Origin of the sequence: Curtobacterium sp. VKM Ac-2865 (genome assembly GCF_015350905.1) — a bacterium.
GTDB lineage: Bacteria > Actinomycetota > Actinomycetes > Actinomycetales > Microbacteriaceae > Curtobacterium.
In genome coordinates, this window is the sequence record NZ_JADKRZ010000001.1 from 1003177 (window position 1) to 1020510 (window position 17334).

General features: G+C 69.7%; 20 protein-coding genes. 15 read left to right on the forward strand and 5 right to left on the reverse strand.

Annotated elements, in window-relative coordinates; translation table 11 throughout:
* Positions 1-68 precede the first annotated feature (68 nt).
* Complete coding sequence (locus tag ITJ54_RS04760) at positions 69-503, forward strand: type II toxin-antitoxin system VapC family toxin (protein ID WP_194626106.1); 435 nt, start codon at positions 69-71, stop codon at positions 501-503.
* On the opposite strand, the gene ITJ54_RS04765 is transcribed toward ITJ54_RS04760, so the two are convergent.
* Positions 492-1043 carry a cysteine hydrolase family protein gene (locus tag ITJ54_RS04765; RefSeq protein WP_194626107.1) on the reverse strand — a complete coding sequence of 184 codons (552 nt, stop codon included), beginning with the start codon at positions 1041-1043 and terminating at the stop codon, positions 492-494. The two genes, ITJ54_RS04760 and ITJ54_RS04765, sit on opposite strands and share 12 nt — an antisense overlap.
* Position 1044: 1 nt before the next feature.
* Positions 1045-1824 carry an aldo/keto reductase gene (locus tag ITJ54_RS04770; protein ID WP_194626108.1) on the reverse strand — a complete coding sequence of 260 codons (780 nt, stop codon included), beginning with the start codon at positions 1822-1824 and terminating at the stop codon, positions 1045-1047.
* Between the two features lie 83 nt (positions 1825-1907).
* Here ITJ54_RS04770 and ITJ54_RS04775 point away from each other — a divergent pair, with 83 nt between their 5' ends.
* From ITJ54_RS04775 to ITJ54_RS04795, 5 genes are all read left to right on the forward strand, one after another.
* The gene (locus ITJ54_RS04775; RefSeq protein ID WP_194626109.1) at positions 1908-2714 is read left to right on the forward strand and encodes an HNH endonuclease family protein; all 807 of its coding nucleotides are present in this window, start codon (positions 1908-1910) and stop codon (positions 2712-2714) included.
* Positions 2715-2814: 100 nt separating this feature from the next.
* On the forward strand, positions 2815-3618 hold the full coding sequence (locus ITJ54_RS04780) for an SDR family oxidoreductase (RefSeq protein ID WP_194626110.1): 804 nt from the start codon (positions 2815-2817) through the stop codon (positions 3616-3618).
* Positions 3619-3751: 133 nt separating this feature from the next.
* Positions 3752-4183, forward strand: a complete 432-nt coding sequence (locus ITJ54_RS04785; RefSeq protein ID WP_194626111.1) for an SseB family protein — start codon at positions 3752-3754, stop codon at positions 4181-4183.
* A 19-nt stretch (positions 4184-4202) separates the two neighbouring features.
* Positions 4203-4871 (forward strand): GOLPH3/VPS74 family protein, encoded by a 669-nt coding sequence (locus ITJ54_RS04790; protein ID WP_194626112.1) that lies wholly within the window; start codon positions 4203-4205, stop codon positions 4869-4871.
* A gap of 456 nt (positions 4872-5327) precedes the next feature.
* Positions 5328-6023, forward strand: a complete 696-nt coding sequence (locus ITJ54_RS04795; RefSeq protein WP_194626113.1) for a hypothetical protein — start codon at positions 5328-5330, stop codon at positions 6021-6023.
* A gap of 6 nt (positions 6024-6029) precedes the next feature.
* Here the strand turns inward: ITJ54_RS04795 and ITJ54_RS04800 are convergent, their stop codons facing one another.
* Positions 6030-9542 (reverse strand): TM0106 family RecB-like putative nuclease, encoded by a 3513-nt coding sequence (locus ITJ54_RS04800; RefSeq protein ID WP_194626114.1) that lies wholly within the window; start codon positions 9540-9542, stop codon positions 6030-6032.
* A gap of 103 nt (positions 9543-9645) precedes the next feature.
* On the opposite strand from ITJ54_RS04800, the gene ITJ54_RS04805 reads away from it, so the two are divergent.
* A complete protein-coding gene (locus ITJ54_RS04805; protein WP_194626115.1) occupies positions 9646-10164 on the forward strand; it encodes a hypothetical protein in 519 nt (172 codons plus the stop codon).
* A 123-nt stretch (positions 10165-10287) separates the two neighbouring features.
* A complete protein-coding gene (locus ITJ54_RS04810) occupies positions 10288-10569 on the forward strand; it encodes a hypothetical protein (protein WP_194626116.1) in 282 nt (93 codons plus the stop codon).
* Between the two features lie 46 nt (positions 10570-10615).
* Here the strand turns inward: ITJ54_RS04810 and ITJ54_RS04815 are convergent, their stop codons facing one another.
* Positions 10616-10786 carry a hypothetical protein gene (locus ITJ54_RS04815; RefSeq protein ID WP_194626117.1) on the reverse strand — a complete coding sequence of 57 codons (171 nt, stop codon included), beginning with the start codon at positions 10784-10786 and terminating at the stop codon, positions 10616-10618.
* A gap of 154 nt (positions 10787-10940) precedes the next feature.
* On the opposite strand from ITJ54_RS04815, the gene ITJ54_RS04820 reads away from it, so the two are divergent.
* The 6 genes from ITJ54_RS04820 (at position 10941) to ITJ54_RS04845 (ending at position 15500) form a co-directional block, all read left to right on the forward strand.
* Positions 10941-12266 (forward strand): alpha/beta hydrolase, encoded by a 1326-nt coding sequence (locus ITJ54_RS04820; protein ID WP_194626118.1) that lies wholly within the window; start codon positions 10941-10943, stop codon positions 12264-12266.
* Positions 12263-12757, forward strand: coding sequence for a hypothetical protein (locus ITJ54_RS04825; RefSeq protein WP_228508225.1), 495 nt, complete (start codon positions 12263-12265; stop codon positions 12755-12757). Before ITJ54_RS04820 ends, ITJ54_RS04825 begins: the two co-directional genes overlap by 4 nt.
* A gap of 16 nt (positions 12758-12773) precedes the next feature.
* Positions 12774-13289: a hypothetical protein gene (locus ITJ54_RS04830; RefSeq protein WP_194626120.1), complete on the forward strand. Its 516-nt coding sequence runs from the start codon at positions 12774-12776 to the stop codon at positions 13287-13289.
* A gap of 70 nt (positions 13290-13359) precedes the next feature.
* Positions 13360-13887 (forward strand): hypothetical protein, encoded by a 528-nt coding sequence (locus tag ITJ54_RS04835; protein WP_194626121.1) that lies wholly within the window; start codon positions 13360-13362, stop codon positions 13885-13887.
* A 101-nt stretch (positions 13888-13988) separates the two neighbouring features.
* Entirely contained in the window at positions 13989-14399 is a 411-nt protein-coding gene (locus ITJ54_RS04840; RefSeq protein ID WP_194626122.1) for a DUF4853 domain-containing protein, read from the forward strand.
* Positions 14400-15014: 615 nt separating this feature from the next.
* Complete coding sequence (locus ITJ54_RS04845) at positions 15015-15500, forward strand: hypothetical protein (protein WP_194626123.1); 486 nt, start codon at positions 15015-15017, stop codon at positions 15498-15500.
* Positions 15501-15578: 78 nt separating this feature from the next.
* On the opposite strand, the gene ITJ54_RS04850 is transcribed toward ITJ54_RS04845, so the two are convergent.
* Positions 15579-16520 carry an ADP-ribosylglycohydrolase family protein gene (locus ITJ54_RS04850; protein ID WP_194626124.1) on the reverse strand — a complete coding sequence of 314 codons (942 nt, stop codon included), beginning with the start codon at positions 16518-16520 and terminating at the stop codon, positions 15579-15581.
* 92 nt (positions 16521-16612) lie between these two features.
* Between ITJ54_RS04850 and ITJ54_RS04855 the strand changes: the two genes are divergently transcribed.
* Positions 16613-17251, forward strand: coding sequence for an NUDIX hydrolase (locus tag ITJ54_RS04855; RefSeq protein ID WP_194626125.1), 639 nt, complete (start codon positions 16613-16615; stop codon positions 17249-17251).
* The last annotated feature ends 83 nt before the right edge of the window (positions 17252-17334 follow it).

Consider the following 17334-nt stretch of genomic DNA (forward strand, 5'->3'; position numbering starts at 1 on the left):
GGCGGCACCGGGATCTTCTCGGGCATGTACCCGCCGAACTACCTCGAAGACCTGCGCTCCGCCGACTAGTGATCACCCTCGACGCGAGCGTCCTGATCGCGTGGTCGGACACCGGAGACGCGAGCCATCAGCGCGCCGTCGACCTGATCGACGAGCACGAGTGGGACGAGTTCGCAACGAACGCCGTTGCACTCTCCGAGCTTCTCGTCCGACCGCACCGACGTGGTCGGACGGAGGGAGTGACGGCGCTGCTGGCCGCCCTCGGCGTGCGTGTGCTGCCCATCACCTCGGATGACGCCGCCGGCGTCGCAGCGCTCCGCGCGGAACTGGGCCTCCGCGCGCCCGATGCCACGGTGTTGCACACAGCGGTCTCGAGCGCCGACGCTCTGGCCACCTTCGACAAACGCTTGGCGTCGGCAGCGAAACGCCTCGACGTCACAGTGATCACGGATGCGCCGGAAGAGTCGCCGGACTGGTCACCACCGTGGTGCTCAGCCGAGTGAGGCACTCCACTCCGCGGTGGTGACGACGTCGGCCTGCCGCGGGAACACCTTCTCCAGCAGCACGCGGTGCACCTCGGGGTCGCCGTCCGCGCACGCGTCCGACAGCACCGTCAGCCCGAAGTCGAGGTCCGCCGCCTGCCGCAGCGTCGAGAGCACGACACCGCTCGTGGCGATGCCGGCGAGCACGAGGTCGCGGACCTCGAGCCCGCGGAGCAGCACCTCGAGGTCAGACCCGACGAAGGCGCTCACGCGGAGCTTCGTCACGACGAGGTCGTCGTCGCCCACGCCGAACGCAGCGTGGACGTCCGAGGCGCCGGGCGCCATCGAGCCCATGCGCTCCCGCATGCCGCCGAACATCCGGTTGGACGCCGCGACCTCGGGAGCACCCGGGCGGAACGCCACCCGCACGAACACCACCGGGATCCGGCGCTCGCGCGCGGCCGACACCGCGGCCGTCGCGGCAGCGAGGGACTCCTCGCTGCCGAGACGGTCGACGATGCTGTTCTGGTAGTCCATCACCAGCAGGGCGCTGCCGGACATGTCAGTGCCCAAGCGCGTCGATCTGGCGGACCTCGTCGTCGGACAGGCTGATCGTGGCACCGGCCGCGTTCGACCGGATGCGCTCCGGGTTGGACGACTTCGGGATCACGACGAACTCGTGGGCGACGTGCCACGCGACGATGACCTGGGCGGCGTCGGCGTCGTGCGCCTCGGCGATGGACACCAGCGTCGGGTCCTCGAGGTTGCTCGCCTTGAAGGGGCTGTAGCCCTCGAGCACGACACCGCGCTCGCGCAGTCCGTCCGCGACGGCAGCGTCGAACTCGACGGGGCTCCACTTGATCTGGTTCACGGCCGGCGTGACCCCGGTCACCTCGATGAGCTCATCGATCTGCGCGAGCGAGTAGTTGCTGACGCCGATGGCCTTCGTCAGGCCGTCCTGCTGCGCCTGCACGAGCTGCTGCCAGACGTCGGGGCGGGCCTCCCCGTTCGGCGGCCAGTGCACCAGCCACAGGTCGAGGTGGTCGAGCCCGAGCTGCTCGAGGCTCTCCGCGAGCGTCGCGCGGACACGGTCGGCGTTGTCCGGCGGGAGCTTCGTCGTGACGAAGACGTCGTCGCGGGCGAGCCCGGAGTCGGCGATGGCCTTCCCCACGCCGCGCTGGTTGCTGTAGCCGGTGGCGGTGTCGATGTGGCGGTACCCGGCCTCGAGGGCGGAGCTCACGGCGGCGGGCGCGTCGGAGTCGTCGATCTGCCAGGTGCCGAAGCCGAGGAGCGGCATCGCTCCACCGGACACCGGCACGGACGGTTCTGCGTAGTCGGTCATGTCACCGTGTCTACGCGGTGATGTCGGAGGCGTCCGCCAGGATCGACGGGAACCGCCGAGCACCACCAGGAGTCCCACCAGCGATGCCCTCCCGCCGACGCCGCCCCATCCGCCTCCGCACGGGGATCACCTCCGTGCTCGTCCTCCTCGCGATCGTCGTCGCCGGGTACGCCACCCTGACGGCCGAACCGACCATGCCGGGGCCGAGCCGAGCCTCCAGCCCGACCGCGGCCAGCCCCGCGATCACCACCAGCCCCGCGCTCTCCGCGAGTGCCGCACCGACGGCGCCCGCTGTCCCGGCACCCCCAGCCCCAGCGCCCACAGCCCCGCAGGCGGCTGCCGCGGCCCACGCTCGCGACCTGCTCACCGCGCTCCCGGTGAAGGGCCCGGCGCCGGCCACCGGCTACGACCGCACCGGGGACTTCGGCTCCGCCTGGCTCGACGTCGACCACAACGGCTGCGACACCCGCAACGACGTCCTCGCCCGCGACCTCACCGACGTCGTCCGCAGCGGTCCGTGCCGGGTGCTCACCGGCGAGCTCGTGTCGCCGTACAGCGGCACCACGATCGACTTCGTGCGCGGGGACACGACGTCGACCGCGGTGCAGATCGACCACGTCGTCGCACTCGAGAACGTCTGGCGCACCGGCGGGCAGCAGCTCAGCCAGGACGAACGCCAGGCCCTGGCCAACGACCCGGAGAACCTCTTCGCGGTCGACCAGCACTCGAACGCGCAGAAGCGCTCCGGGGACGCGGCCACGTGGCTGCCCGCGAACACGGCGTTCCGCTGCACGTACGTCGAGCACCAGGTCGCGATCAAGACGACGTACCGACTGTGGGTCGTGCCCGCCGAGCGTGACGCCATCGAACGGGTCCTCGCGCGCTGCTGAACGGGCTCGACGGAGCGACTTAGACGACAGGTGTAGCCTGATAACCGGCTGATGCAAACGCACCGACCTTCATCGTCGAAGACCTCAGGAGGCCTCCCCCATGACCGTGTCCAGCACCGTCACCACCCGCTTCACCGACCGCGTCGTCCTCATCACCGGCGGCGGTTCCGGCCTCGGCCGCGCCACCGCCGTCCGCCTGGCCACCGAGGGCGCCTCGCTCGCGCTCGTCGACGTCTCCGAGCAGGGTCTCGCTGCCTCCGTCGCCGCCGTGCACGAGGTCGCCCCGGACGCCGAGGTGCTCACCACCATCGCCGACGTCTCGGACGAGGCCCAGGTCGACGCCTTCGTCGCCGCCACCGTCGAGCGGTTCGGGCGCATCGACGGCTTCTTCAACAACGCCGGCATCGAGGGCAAGCAGAACCTCACCGAGTCGTTCACGGCCGCCGAGTTCGACAAGGTCGTCTCGATCAACCTGCGCGGCGTGTTCCTCGGCCTCGAGAAGGTCCTCGCCGTGATGCGCGAGCAGGGCTCCGGCGAGGTCGTCAACACCGCGAGCGTCGGCGGCATCCGGGGCGTCGGCAACCAGTCCGGCTACGCGGCCGCCAAGCACGGCGTCGTCGGCCTCACCCGCAACTCCGCCGTCGAGTACGGCCAGTACGGCATCTCGATCAACGCCATCGCCCCCGGCGCCATCTGGACGCCGATGGTCGAGAACTCCATGAAGCAGCTCGACCCGGAGAACCCGCGGAAGGCCGCCGAGGAGTTCATCCAGGTCAACCCGACGAAGCGCTACGGCGAGGCCCCCGAGATCGCCGCGGTCGTCGCGTTCCTGCTCTCCGACGACGCCTCCTACGTCAACGCGGCGATCGTGCCGATCGACGGCGGACAGTCGGCCAAGTACTGACACCGGTCGGGCCGGGTCGCCGAGCGGGGTGCTCGGCACCGGCCTGGAGGCTCGGCTCGCCTCCGACACCACATCGCGCCATGGGAGCATGGGTGGTCACACGACGCTTCACACGTCGACGGAGGAGAACGCAGTGAGCACGAACGGATCGACCGGGTCTGGCTTCGGCCGTGGAGCCGAGCAGGCGGAGCCCGACGCCGCCGGTGCCCTGCGCCGCCGCATGGGCGAATCGGTCGAGGGCTTCCTCGGCAGCGCCGCCTGGGTGCCGTGGAAGGCTGCCGACACGACCGGTGAGCCCGCGGACGGCAGCGTCGCGCACGTCATGATCCGCGACCGCGAGTTCGTGCCGGTCTTCACCGATCCTGCGGAGCTGGCCACGAGCCTCCCGGACACCGAAGCACGCGCCATGCCGATGGCCGAACTCGTCACCGCCCTCCCCGAGGGGTTCGGCATCGTCGTCGACCCGACCAGCGCGCAGGCGGCGAACTTCCTGCAGGCCGACGTGGTCGCCGGCCTGCGAGCGGGGATGACCGGCGGCGTCCCGCTCGACGCCGACGAGCACTGACGTCGGTCGACGGCTCCCCATGGTTCAGCACCTCACCGTCCCCCAGGCCTTCGCGGTGCTCCTCATCGAGCCCGACGGCAGACGCGTCGTCGGCGCCCAGACCTTCGACTCCGGCCTGGCGGGCGCGGTGCTCGCGGACCTCGCGCTGCGCGGCGCCGTGTCGCTCCACGGCAAGGACGTCCAGGTGGTCGACGGCACGCCCACCGGTGACCCGGTGCTCGACGGTGTCGTGGACCTGATCGGAGCCGCTGGTGCACCGCGCAAGGCGACGTGGTGGGTGTCGAAGCTCGGGCGGCGTCCACTGCGCGACGACGTCCTCGGCGGCCTCGTCGCGAACGGCCTGCTCACCGAGGGACAGCGGAAGACGCTCGGCATCTTCCCCTCGACCACCTACCCTGAGCGGGACGGCGAGCCGGAGTCGCTGCTCCGAGCCGCGATCGCGGACGTGCTCTCCGCCCGGTCTGCGCCGACCCCCTTCACGGCGGCCGTCATCGGGCTGCTCGACGCCACCGGGTCGCTGCGCAAGCAGGTCGGGAAGGTCGACCGCGGCCTCGTGGCTGACGTCACCTCGGGCGCATGGGCGTCGCCCGCGGTGAAGGCCGTGCTCGACGAACTCCAGATGGCGGTGATCGTCTCGGTGGTCGCGGTCACCGCGGCGACCACCGCCACGACGTCCATCACGAGCTGACCGTCCAGGAGCTGTGGCACGAGCGACGGCACGACCGATTCCGTTCTCGGCGCTGACGGATCCGGTCGACGAACTCCGACGTACCCGAACCGGATCCGTCACGGCCCGTCCGGAACTCTGCTGCACGGACGGCCGACTCCCGGCAGCGCGGGGCCAGCGTCAACAGCGCGTGCGGCCCGCTCGTGCTCCCGCCCCGTTCTGGGGATCGCTCACGTCCAGCGATGCACGAGAGGATGCCGTCCGTCGCAGATGAACGATCGGGGGACGACGACGCCGTTGGGTGGACCGGGACCGCGTGACTGGTCCCCGCCGGAGTCGTTCGTGTCCGCGGCCCGACCTCGCCGCGGGGGCGCCGCCCTGCACGACCCGAGGCCATGGCTCGGAGTGACGCCTCGCTGGAGGACCCGCCCGTGGGCACCTGCCACACTGGCGATGCTCCTCGGTGGCGGGAGCGTCGTGATCGCTCTCGTCGAACCGCAACGAGGTGGCATCCCGACCGGCTTCATCGTCTCGACCATCGGCATCACCGCGATCGTGGTGGGCGTCCGAGCCATGCGTGCAGGGCGGTGGGGCTCTGCGACAGCTCGGGCGTTCGGCCGCGGCGGCGCGATCCTCGGATCGGTCGGTACGGCACTCATGGTCTACGCCGTGCTGAGCATGGTACTGACGAACTTCGGCGTACAGCTGCCAGCGCTCTCACTGCCGATCCGCGATGGCGACACCTCGACCGTCCTTCCGGCAGCCGATCAACCGGCGCCGCGGGCACCAGTTGCTGCGCCCACGACGAGCCCGGCCGGAACCGCCGCCGCTCCCAGCACCGCCGAGGACCCCTCAGTCGCTGCGAGCGCCACCGTGCCGCCGACGCGGGACGCTGAACAGGCCGCGGTGACGCAGAGCACCGGCACGCTCGCGTTCGTGATGCGCCAGCGATTCGGAGCGGGACCGTTCCCGCCGGAGCTCGCGGTCGGCATGCGTGTGCCGCAGCGGATCATGCTCGTCGACGGCACCGGGCTCGCACCGGTCCCGGACGACGCCCGCGTGCTCTACTCGGTGTCCGACGACGCCACCGCCTGGTCCGTCACCGTCATCGGTGCCCGCTTCGGTGCCGTGGCCACCTACTCCTCGGCCGTCGGCACGGTCCAGTCGGGTTGACGCACCTCAGCCGCGCGGTTCGACGAGCTCGATGAAACGGGAGAGCAGGGACAGGCCCGGGATCGAGGGCGGCAGAGCCGTCGTCAGCGCGGGTGAGTACACGAGGAACGCCGCCCACTTCGCTCGCGACAGCGCCACGTTCAGCCGGTTCGGCATCAGGAGGAAGTCGAGCCCGCGAGGGATGTCCGCCGCGGACGACGCCGCGAGCGAGACGATCGACACGACGGCCTCGCGGCCCTGGAACATGTCGACCGTCCCGACCTGCGTCCCTCGGAGCCCGGCACGGTCGAGCTCCTGCCGGATGACCGCCCCCTGCGCGTTGTAGGGCGCGACGACGATGACGTCATCGTCCGTGAGCGTCCGCACGGTGTCACCGTCGGTCCACGCGCGTCCGACGACGTCCTGCGCGAGGGCGACCACGCGGGCCGCTTCCTCGACCGAGGACGTCGTGTTGCCCGCGTGCGCGACCGGCTCCGGGTGCACGCCGGCCTCGATGCCCTCGAGGTGCCGGCCTGTGACCATCGACGTGAGCTGTCCGTCGTAGGACAGCCCCGAAACCGCCGACGTCAGCGCCGGCTCCATCCGCCGGGTCCGCGCGAGGAAGTACCCGAACTCCGGCGGCAACACGTGTTCGCCGTCCGCCAGCCACCCGAGCGCCGACTGGTCGACCGGCTCGGGATGCGAGCCCTGCGACACCTGGGGCAGCTGCTGCGGGTCCCCGAGCAGCAGCAGGCGGGTCGCCGCGATCGAGGACGCGATCGTCGGTGCCAGCGAGAACTGGCCGGCCTCGTCGACCACGAGCAGGTCCAGGGACCGCCGGGCGATCGTCGTCTCGTTCGCGAACGTCCACGCCGTGCCGCCGACGACTCCCCCGGTGCCCGACTCCTCGCACGACGACAGGAACGCAGCCACCGCCGCGTTGTTCTTCACCGGGGTCCACCGCGCGGCCTCCAGCTCGTCCTCGGACGCGCCGGCCTTCGGCACCTTGACGACCCGCTCCGGGACGACCCCCGCGGCGATGACGGCGTCGAGGAAGTTCTCGCTCGTCGCGTGGGACTGTCCGACCACGCCGACGCGCCAGCCGTGCTCGCGGACGAGTCGTGCGACGACGTTCGACCCGACGTACGTCTTGCCGGTGCCGGGCGGCCCCTGGATCGCCAGGTACGAGTGGTCGAGCCCGAGCAGGGTGCTGACGACCGCGCCGATGGTGTCGTCCCCGGCCACGGGCGTCAACGATCCCCGCGGCGGCACCCGGCGCAGCAGGTCGAGCGCGGGGTCCGGCAGCATCTCCGGGAGCTCGTCGAGCACGAGCGCACCCCACTCCGCGATGGCCTCGGGCTGGGGCTTGGCGCGCGGCGGGGCCGACGGCGCGAGGGCGACCGGGTACTCGTGGTGGGGCTCCCCGCCGACCGGCAGCCGTTCGAGCAGCAGGACCTCGGTGTGCTCGCCGTCGTCCCGCACGTCGAGGATCACCGCTCGGTCCGACGCGCCCTTCGACCCGGGGCCGGGCGAGCCGACCGATGGCGGAGTCGGGGTGTCGTAGACGAGGTGGGGCGAGCCTCCCGGCCGGAGCCGACTGCCGGGCGCGAGTGTCCCCGACAACCGCAGTTCTCGTGACTGCGACCGGGCCCGCGGCATCGTCGCCCAGTCGCGCTCGACGGACGCACGCTCGACGACCAGGACGTCACGGGTGTCGGCCCACTCGTCGACCGGGTTGCGGAGGCGGTCGAAGTGGTCCTGCCAGAAGGTCTTGGCCTCGCGCCGGTGGTAGTCGATCGCGGCTGCGGCGAGCGCCAGGGCGGTCTCGTCCGGGGTGCGGTCGAGGGCGTCCACGTGCTCCAGGTGCGCGGCCAGCGCGACGTACACGGGGTTCGGCTCGCGCTCGACGGGCACCGGCGGCAGGTCCAGCTCGAGCGGGGCGTCCGTCGTGACGGGATTCAGGGACAGCAGCCAGTCGCGCAGCCGCAGCGTCGAGCGGCAGTCGTAGGCGTTGTAGTCCGCGACCTGGTCGAGCATCCGCTGCCCCTCGGCCGCGTCGCCGGTGCGGAGCTCCTCGACGGCGTCGACGTAGGCGGTGATGCTGTCCACCGCGTTCGTGACGTCGCTCTCGCGCAGGTCGTCGCCCATGTAGAGCGGCTCGAGCTTCTTGATCGAGTAGCTGCGGCTGCCGACGACCAGGGCCTTGCGCACGATCGGGTACAGGTCGACGAGGACCCCGGCGCGGAGCAGGTCGTCCACCGCTTCTTCGCCGACGCCGTGGCGCGCTGCGAGAGACAGCAGGTGCGTCCGCTCGTAGGACGCGTAGTGGTACACGTGCATGCCGGGGAACTGCTCGCGGCGCTGCTGCACGTACGCCAGGAAGTCCACGAGCGCCTGACGTTCGTCGCGGATCGTGTGCGCCCAGAACGCCGTGAACTCCGCGCGGTCGTCGACCAGGCCGAAGAGGTAGTCGAGACCCCAGTGGACGCCGTCCTCGGTGTGCAGCGGGTCGCCCTCGAAGTCGAAGAAGACGTCGCCGGCATCCGGCGCCGGGATGGCGTCGAGGGCGGTCGGGTCCAGGAGTTCGAAGGCCGGTGTCCTCCTGCCTGCTTGCGTCCCGTCGTCCGCGGCGCGTTGCGCCGTCTCGGTTCGTTCCGTCTCGGTTCGTTCCGTCTCGATCTGGAGGCTCGCCTGACGGACCAGGCGATCTCGCGTCGTGCTCGACATGCCGGGCACCGGGGCGGTGCGGACCGCCAGGTCGTCGATCGTCCGCACCCCCTGCCGGATCAGCTTGGTCCGCTGGTCGAGGCGCATGCCGGCGACGAGGACCAGGTCGCGGTGCTGCGCGACCTGCTGTCGGCACGCCCCGCAGCGGCCGCAGCTGCTGTACCTCGGGTCGCCCCACTGCAGTGCGTCGTCGGCGCCGATTCGTTCGTCGATCACGCGCTGGAGTTCGGCGCGCTGCGTGCGGTACACCGGCGCGATGTCGGCCAGGTCGTGCGTGGTCGTCGTCCGGTCGCCGAGGACCAGGTGCACCTGCTGCCCGGTCGGGATGCCGTGTGCCTGCATCTGCTCGGCGTAGGCGGCGAGCTGCAGGAGCGCGCTGATCTTGGCGTGGCGGGCGAGCTTCGTGTCGTAGACCTCGTACTCCCCCGCGGCGTTGCGGATGATGAAGTCCGCGAAGCCGATGAAGCCGGCTGTGTGGGCGGTCGGGGGTGCGTGGAAGGTCGGCTGGAAGAGGACGTCGGCGCCGTCGTGCATGGCTTCGCGCGCGCGTTCGGCGGCCTCGGCGTACTGCGGCGGTGCCGGGCGGTCGAACTCGACGACGTCGTGGGTCTGCTTCAGGATCTGGAGGTAGTCGAGCTCGTGCTGGTCCCCGAGCTTCGCCGTGCGGTCGAGCATGTCGTCGTGCTCGTCCGGCAGGGGTTCTGCACGGCCGAGCTTGGCGTCGAGGCGGCGGAGGACTGCCCACTCGCAGGTCGCCCACGTGGTGAGGTCGCTCGGGCTGAGGAGCGGCCGGCCCTCGGTGGTGATCTGCATGGCGGTCAGCCCCTCTCGTCACCCTCAACGGTAGCGAAGGGCACTGACGCGGCCGGTCCCGGCGACGCCTGCCGACGGTACAGTCGCCGTCGGAGGGGGAATGATGAGCGAGAGCATCAACACATGGGGCGGAAGCGCGACCAAGGCGGAGGTGGCGCCGATGATCGTCCTCCGACGGCCTCGGTTCCCCGGGGTCGTCTTCACGGTCCTCGGCACCTTCTGCCTGCTGATCGGAGTACCGGGGATCATCGTGCAGCTGGTCTCGACACCGAGTGACGACAGTCCCGCCTACGGGATCTTCCTCGGGCTCGGAGCCGGGTCGCTGCTGCTCGGACTGGCGCTCGCGGCCGGTCGCATCAACGTCTACGACCGGCACTACGACGTGAAGTCCGGCTTCGGCAGGTTCCACCGTCGCGAGGTCGACGACATCCACACGCTCCGCTACGGAGTGCAGTCGAACGGTGGTCCGACCTTCATCAGCCTGACCGCATGGAACGCGCAGCGGAAGAAGCAGTTCATGGTCTTCACGAACCACCGTGGGTACGGGGAGTTCACCGCGTGGATCGCCGAGCGCCGCCCGGAGGCGTGGGCGGAGTGCGAGCACCTGGGGCTGCCCAAGTAGCCCCTTGGTCCGACGCACCCCAGGAGGACAAGGGGTCGGCCGGTGTTCGACATCGAGCTGCTCCTCGCCCGCACGCCTTACTGATATGCTGCCGTTCGTACCATCTCGGGGGAGGGTGATGACATGGCGCAACTCGTGTTCGACAAGGGGGCAGTCGGGCAGATCGCGGACAAGGTCAGCGGCAGTGGGGACGACCTGTCGGCCTTGACGCTGAGCGCTCGAGCCGGAGGGGCCGACACCGGCAGCCCGGCGGTGACCGCAGCGCTCGAGAACGCGGTCCGGATCCAGTCGGCGATGCTGCAGTCGGTCGCGGCCTCCGCCGCCGGTCTCGCATCCGGCGTCCGAGCGACCGTGACGAGCTTCACCCAGGCAGACGACGAACTCGCCAAGAAGGCACACGGATGAGCGTCGACCCGATGTCCGGCGACGTGGACTCGATCCGGCGACTCGCTCAGGTACTCGACCAACGGGCGATCTCCGTCGACAACGCCGGTGAGTCGATCAGCACCGCCGCGTCGTCTGCCACGAGCAGCGTCTGGGAAGCCGCATCCCGGACGGCGTTCACCGCCAAGGCGCAGGAGCTGCGGACCCAGATCAGACGCGTGTCGAGTCGGATCGACACCGTCGCCTTCGCGCTGTCCGACTACGCAGCCAAGCTCGAGCAGATCCAGTCCGACGCGCGAACGATCAAGGCCGCGCAGCTGCGCAACGACCAGGACATCGCATCGAACACTCGTGCGCTCGACCGCCTGAGCAACGCCGACGATGACCAGTCGATGACCGAGGTCGTCACGGCGTCGGCGCTCGGTGTCGCCTACCAGACGACGAAGCTGGCCCTCGACCGGTCGTGGAATGACCTCGTCGCCCGCCGTCAGTCCGCCGATGCTGCCGTCGTCGCGAAGCTCCAGGGCGACGAGGCACTCGGTACGCCGCCGCCGTCCGCGGCTGCGGTCGACGGCATGAGCGATGCAGCGTTCCTCACCTGGCTCGCGAGTCAGCCGGCGGACGCGCTCCCGCGGATCGGGCTCGACAAGGCCGTGACCGATCGACTGGGGCAGATCCGGGACCCGAAGGTCATCGCTGACTGGTGGGAATCCCTCGGTGGCCAGGACGGCAATGGCAGCGCGTCGACGCACAGTGACGCACAGCAGGCCTTGGTGGACGGTGCCCCGCTGCTGATCGGGAATCTCAACGGCGTCGCCTACTGGGCTCGCGACAAGGCGAACCGCACAACGCTCGAGTCGCAGCTGAAGACGGCGACGGGGCAGGACGCTGTCGCGTACGAGAACATCAAGACCTCGCTCCGAAAGTTCAAGGGCGTATCCCTGATCACGCTGCAACCCGATCACCCGCCACTCGCCGCGGTCGCCATCGGGAACCTCGACACCGCCCAGAACGTCACCTACGTCGTACCGGGCATGAACTCGGACACTCCGAACACGACGGTCGTCGAGCGTGCGGCCTACGACCTCCGCCGTCAGCAACGCGCATGGACAGAGGAATCCACCGCAGTCGTCGCCTGGCTCAACTACAAGACCCCTGGTGGGCCGCCAGCAGTCCTGCACGGAGACATGGCTCGAGCAGGAGCGGAACGCCTCGGCGATGACCTCGCTGGGTTCAACGCGACGCGCGGAGACGGCAAAGGGCACCTCAACGTCGTCGCGCATTCCTACGGCACAACGACATCGTCGATCACACTCGCCGAGCGGGACTACGGCGTCGACAACTGGGTGTCAGCCGGTTCTGCGGGTATTGAACGGGACATCCCGACCGCTGCAGACATCCACGCCGATCACGTGTTCGTCGCACAGGCACCACGCTCGATCGGGGACGACGGTCTCCTCGGAAAGAAAGGCGACGGCTGGTCGTGGCTGGGGCAGATGGGCAGCATGACCCGGCACGATCCGGCAAGCCCGTCCTTCGGCGGGACGTACCTGCCGACCGCCGGGGTGCCATCACTCGACGACATGCACGGCGTCACGACACATGACCCGCTCGCGAACAGCGCATCGCGTCCGAACTCGTACGGTTACTTCGACATGGACACTGAATCTCTCAACAACATGGCCCGTGCGACGACAGGGAACTTCCCGACCCGATGACATCACACATCCGCCGCGCCACGACGGCCGCGCTCATCCTGACGGTCGCACTCGCCGCCAGCGCATGCACTACGACGAAGGAGACATCGACCTTGGACGCCAAGCACGCTTCGGAGCAGATGCAATCCCTCGTCCGCGACACCATGGAGGTCGCTGGCGGAAAGTGGACAAGCGCGAGCAACGGTCCAGCTGCGGACCCATGCACCACGCCTGACGGCGGCAAGGGCGTCTGGTTCTCCTGGGATCAAGACGCCGCCGGTCCGAGCGATCCGGAAGCCGCGATGCAGCGCGTCGATCGAGCCTGGCGAAACAAAGGGCTCGCGACCAGGACTCAGAGCGTCAAGCGTGCGGACGGTCTGACCCTGCATCGAGTCGGTTCTGCAGGTCGCGAAGTCGACTCAATTCAGTTCAACGCCACGACGGGCCGCATGTCGATCAATGTGGAGTCGCTCTGCGGCTCTGGTGATGTCGACGACTTCACTCAGCACTGACGATGCAGGTTCGGCTGTGTCGATCACGAGTAGTCAAGAACGCCCTGGTGCGCATCGTTTTGCGACGGCGGCGCTCACCCTGACAATGATGTTCACTGTTACTTCGTGCACCCGGGCTCCGACCGGGCAGATTGCGACAGCGAGCCACGCGTCTGATCAGATGCAGTCGCTGGTCAAGGACACGATGAAAGTCGCGGGTGGAAGGTGGACGAGCACCAGCGACGGGCCTTCTCCTGACTCGTGCAGTACTCCGTCGGGTGAAGAAGGGGTCACCTTCTCCTGGGACCAGATTGCTGACGGGGTTGAAGATCCGAAGGCTGCCATGGAGCGCGTCGACGGAGCCTGGCGGGACAAGGGTCTCGCGACGAACACGCAGAGCGTCAAGCGCGCGGACGGAAAGATCCTCCACCGAGTGGGCTCCCAAGACAAAGTCGTCGACGCGATCCAGTTCAGCGCCACGACGAGCCGTATGACGATCGCAGTGCAGTCGCTGTGCGGCACGGGCAACGTCGACGACTTCACGCAGCGCTGACGGCTCAGCGCACGCGAGCATGCCATCGTCCGAGCGGTTCCCCAGAAGCCGAGTCCCGCGACGGCGGCTGTTGCCATGGCGGATCGCCGTTCTCCTCATTGTCACGACAGTGCTGACCAGCTGCGCGAGCACGGGAAGTTCCGACAAGGACATCCAGAAGAGCAAGCAGGACGGCGAGGCGGCGCTGCTTCATGTGTTCGACGTCCCTGGCAGCGACTGGACCACCGAACAACGCGAGGCCAGACCTGCGCCGACTGTCTGCCCGTTCAACGGTGATGCCCACGCTGGCGTGCAGTACCACTGGTTCGTCAACGGGAGCGCTCCGACGGACCCCGAGGCGTACATCGCGGCCGTCGGCAAGGCGTTGCGCGAAGGAAGCTTCACGGTGGAGTTCCGCGAGACGGACTACGGCAAGTACGGGACACTCCACGAGGCAGTGGCTCGGGGCGAGCGCTTGCCGACGGTCGCTGCATCAGCGAATGCCAAAGGGTCCTCGATCATGTTGGACTCTATCTGCGTCGCCGGCGATGCGGAGAAGCTCGGTCCAACGGGTGACCGGAACGGTGCTCTCGAGATCGAATCGGAGGGTCGTCGGTGAAGCGACAAACTTCCCTGCTCCTCTCGGGAGCGATCGCTCTCAGTACGACGCTGTGTCTTGCCGGCTGCTCGCAGTCGCATGACGAAGGGGGTGCAGACCTGATGAACGCTGACAAGGTTCGCTCTTCGATGCAGCAGTTCGTGCGGGACACCATGACGGAAGCCGGCGGTGAGTGGACCAGCGTGGGCGGCGCGCCGTCGCCCGACGCCTGTGTTCTGAAGGATGGAAGTTCTGGCGTTTCGTTCTCTTGGAACCAGCAGGCCGCAGGCGTAGCGGACCCGGAATCGCTGGTCCACCAGATTGAGAAGTACTGGGAAGCACAGGGCCTCACGAACTCGGAACGGCAGGGCCAGCGCGGCGACGGACTGACCCTCTACACGGTGGTGGGCGAGGGCGAGCCCGTGCGGTCCATCTCGGTCAACGCGAGCGAGCACCGGACCTCGATCCAGGTGGAGTCCTTGTGCGGGACGGGGGAAGTCTCGGACTACATCGGTGGTGCGAGCGATGGGTAGGTCTGGTGCAGTCTCGGCAGTCCTCGTGGCGTTGCTTGCAGCGGGGGTCGCCGGTTGCGCGTCCGATCCCGGAGGAAGTTCGTCGACGAACAGCACGAGCACTCGGTCTGCCGCAGAAGATTCGCTCCGACTGGTCTTCTCGGTCCCCGGCTCGACGTGGTCGTCCGGCAACACGAACTCCGAGCCTGCCGACGCGGAGTGCACGCACGACGGCGATCCGCACGGCGGCCAGCAGTGGCACTGGAACGCGGCGGGTTCTGCAGCGGAGGATCCGAAGGCCTACATCGACTCGGTCGCGACGACGCTGCGACATGACGCCCGGACGGTCACGATCACCTCAGCAGAAGCTGGGACCTACGGGACGCTGTACCAGGCGACGGCCGACGACGACGGACGCCCGACCATCGTAGTGACGGCCAATCCGCGGACGACGACAGTCACAGTCGAATCGACCTGCATCCCGGCGTCTCGAGGATCTGGCCGAGGGCGAACATGACCGATCACGGAGGGCTGTGCGCCCGAGAACGGGCCGCCCGAGCTTCAGCCGCAACATCAAGTCACCGCCGAGCCCTGCGGAAGCGACGACCTCGAATGCACTCGAGACGCACGATCATCATGGCGGCGCTCGTCGCGCTCGTCCCGCTCTCAGTCAGCGCGTGCGCGGGCTCAGGCCCGGTCCGGTCATCCACACCAACGCAGTCCGAGGAACAGACGGTGAGACCCACCGAAGCGCGCCAGGAAGGCAGCGACGTCATCGCCGAGCTGCGGAAGCTCGACGACGAAGCAGTGCCGCTGTCCCCGTCGCCCAGTTCGGTGGAGTGCGGACCGCATTCGGACGAAGGCGTCGAGTTCCACTGGGCTGTGCAGGGCGCTGCCACCGAAGACCCACGTGAGTATGCCGCACGCGCAGCCACTGTCCTCAAGGGCGCTGGTTTCTCGACGAACCGGTCGACCAGCGAACTCACCGACAAGCGGCCCCTCTACTTCGTCGGCGGCGAATCGTCGAGCGGCGCACAGGTCGCTCTGAGCGCAAGTACGATGAACACGGTGCTGCAGGTCTCATCCGCTTGCGCGGACGAAGCGGCAACCGACTTCGAATGAGCCGCGGCTCGCCCGCATCCCGACCACCCAGCCGGCGCCGGAGACTCCCCCCATCGAAGCCTCCGACGCCGCGCCGCCTCAGACCGCGGCACCCCGCAGTGCCTGCGAGCCCAGCGCCACGAGGTCGTCCGCGCGGAGCCCCGGCCACCCGTGCAGCAGCTCGCGCCACTGCGTGGGCAGCGCCGACGCGCCGTGGACGGCCCCCGCCAGTCCTCCGGCGATCGCCGCGACCGTGTCGGTGTCGTTGCCCGACCGGACTGCCGCGACGAGGGCGTCCTCGAGCGAGTCCGTCCGGAGCACCGCGGCGTACGCGGCCTGCAGTGCCGAGACGACCCAGCCGTTCGTCGCGGTGAAGTCGACGGGCACGCCGGCCTCGGCCGCGGCGAGCCGATCGGCCCACAGCACGCGGCGGTCCTCGGGCAGGAAGTCCAGCCCCCGCCGGACGTCGAGCACTCCGTGCACGATCGCGTGGCGGATCGCGATACACCAGAGCACGCAGCCGTCGCCGGCATCCGCCTCGAAGTGGGTCAGATCGCTGACCGCGCGCGCCGCCGTGACGAGCGCAGCCTCGTCGTCCAGGTAGCCGAGGACCAGCGGCGTCGTCCGCATCAGCGACCCGTTGCCGGCGGAACGACCGCTCTGGTCGTGTTCGAGGCGGGCCGCAGCCCGCGCGGCGGACGCACTCCGAGCCTCCAGGCCGGTGAGAACGCTCCGTGTCTGGATGCCGACGTCCGGGGCGGTCCGTGCCCAGTCGGCCCAGGCCGCGACGAGGCTGTCGAGGACGGCCTCGTCGGCGAAGGACCCGCCGCGGGCGAGCGCCCGCAGGATCGGGACCGCCATGCTCGTGTCGTCGGTCCACTCCCCCGGTGCCCAGTTGAACATCCCGCCGCCCTTCATGCGGATCAGGGTGGGCTCCGGGACGGGCGGTTGGAACTCGTAGCCGGCGCCGAGGGCATCGCCCGCGGCGGATCCGAGGACGGCGCCCACCGCACGGTCGAGGATGTCCGGGTTGAGGGTCATGGCCGCTCCGATCGGTTCGGGTTCACGCAAGATCGCGTAAACCCATCATGCACGGCGCATCACGTTTACGCAAGGGCGCGTAAACTCGACGCATGACCGACTCCTTCCGGGACAGCAGCGGCAAGCGGCTGGCGGACTACCCGCGGCCCTCCGTCGCGGTGGACACCGCCGTCCTGACCGTGCCGATCGGTGGCCCGCTCTCCGTCGTGCAGGTGCGCGACCAGGTCGACGGGGACTGGCGCCTGCCGGGGACGTTCGTCCACGAGGGTGAACGGCTCGCTGACGCTGTGCTGCGGTCGCTGCGGGACAAGGCCGGCGTGACCGGGCTCGCGCCGCGGCAGCTGCACGTGTTCGACGATCCCTCGCGGGACGACCGAGGGTGGGTGCTGTCGGTGGCGCACCTCGACGTGGTGCCGTCTGCTGCTCTGCAGACCGCGATGGAGGCTCGGATCACGCCCGTCAACGAGGCGACCGGGATGGTGCATGGGCACGACGACATCCTCGAGTTCGCGGTGGCGCAGCTCCGCGCCGACCATCGGGGCGCTCCCGATCCGCACGGGCTGCTGCCGTCGCCGTTCACGATGTCGGCGTTGCGGGGGCTGCACGAGGCCGTGCTCGGGGAGCGGCTGCTGCCGGACTCGTTCCGGCGGGCGATGCTGCCGATGTTGACGGCCACCGAGGAGAAGCGGGCGGCGGGGCCGGGGAAGCCGGCGGTGTTGTACGTGCGGTAGGGGTTAGGCCGCGTCGCGGCGTCGCCTGACGGCGCAGATCCGGCCTGGAGGCGCGGCTCACCTCCGCAACGCGCGTCACGTTG

Coding starts and splice junctions, on each gene's coding strand:
- ITJ54_RS04765 (WP_194626107.1), bottom strand. CDS start 1,043: ATGTCCGGCAGCGCCCTGCTGGTGATGGACTACCAGAACAGCATCGTC.
- ITJ54_RS04770 (WP_194626108.1), bottom strand. CDS start 1,824: ATGACCGACTACGCAGAACCGTCCGTGCCGGTGTCCGGTGGAGCGATG.
- ITJ54_RS04775 (WP_194626109.1), top strand. CDS start 1,908: ATGCCCTCCCGCCGACGCCGCCCCATCCGCCTCCGCACGGGGATCACC.
- ITJ54_RS04780 (WP_194626110.1), top strand. CDS start 2,815: ATGACCGTGTCCAGCACCGTCACCACCCGCTTCACCGACCGCGTCGTC.
- ITJ54_RS04790 (WP_194626112.1), top strand. CDS start 4,203: ATGGTTCAGCACCTCACCGTCCCCCAGGCCTTCGCGGTGCTCCTCATC.
- ITJ54_RS04800 (WP_194626114.1), bottom strand. CDS start 9,542: ATGCAGATCACCACCGAGGGCCGGCCGCTCCTCAGCCCGAGCGACCTC.
- ITJ54_RS04805 (WP_194626115.1), top strand. CDS start 9,646: ATGAGCGAGAGCATCAACACATGGGGCGGAAGCGCGACCAAGGCGGAG.
- ITJ54_RS04810 (WP_194626116.1), top strand. CDS start 10,288: ATGGCGCAACTCGTGTTCGACAAGGGGGCAGTCGGGCAGATCGCGGAC.
- ITJ54_RS04820 (WP_194626118.1), top strand. CDS start 10,941: ATGACCGAGGTCGTCACGGCGTCGGCGCTCGGTGTCGCCTACCAGACG.
- ITJ54_RS04825 (WP_228508225.1), top strand. CDS start 12,263: ATGACATCACACATCCGCCGCGCCACGACGGCCGCGCTCATCCTGACG.
- ITJ54_RS04840 (WP_194626122.1), top strand. CDS start 13,989: ATGAACGCTGACAAGGTTCGCTCTTCGATGCAGCAGTTCGTGCGGGAC.
- ITJ54_RS04845 (WP_194626123.1), top strand. CDS start 15,015: ATGGCGGCGCTCGTCGCGCTCGTCCCGCTCTCAGTCAGCGCGTGCGCG.
- ITJ54_RS04850 (WP_194626124.1), bottom strand. CDS start 16,520: ATGACCCTCAACCCGGACATCCTCGACCGTGCGGTGGGCGCCGTCCTC.
- ITJ54_RS04855 (WP_194626125.1), top strand. CDS start 16,613: ATGACCGACTCCTTCCGGGACAGCAGCGGCAAGCGGCTGGCGGACTAC.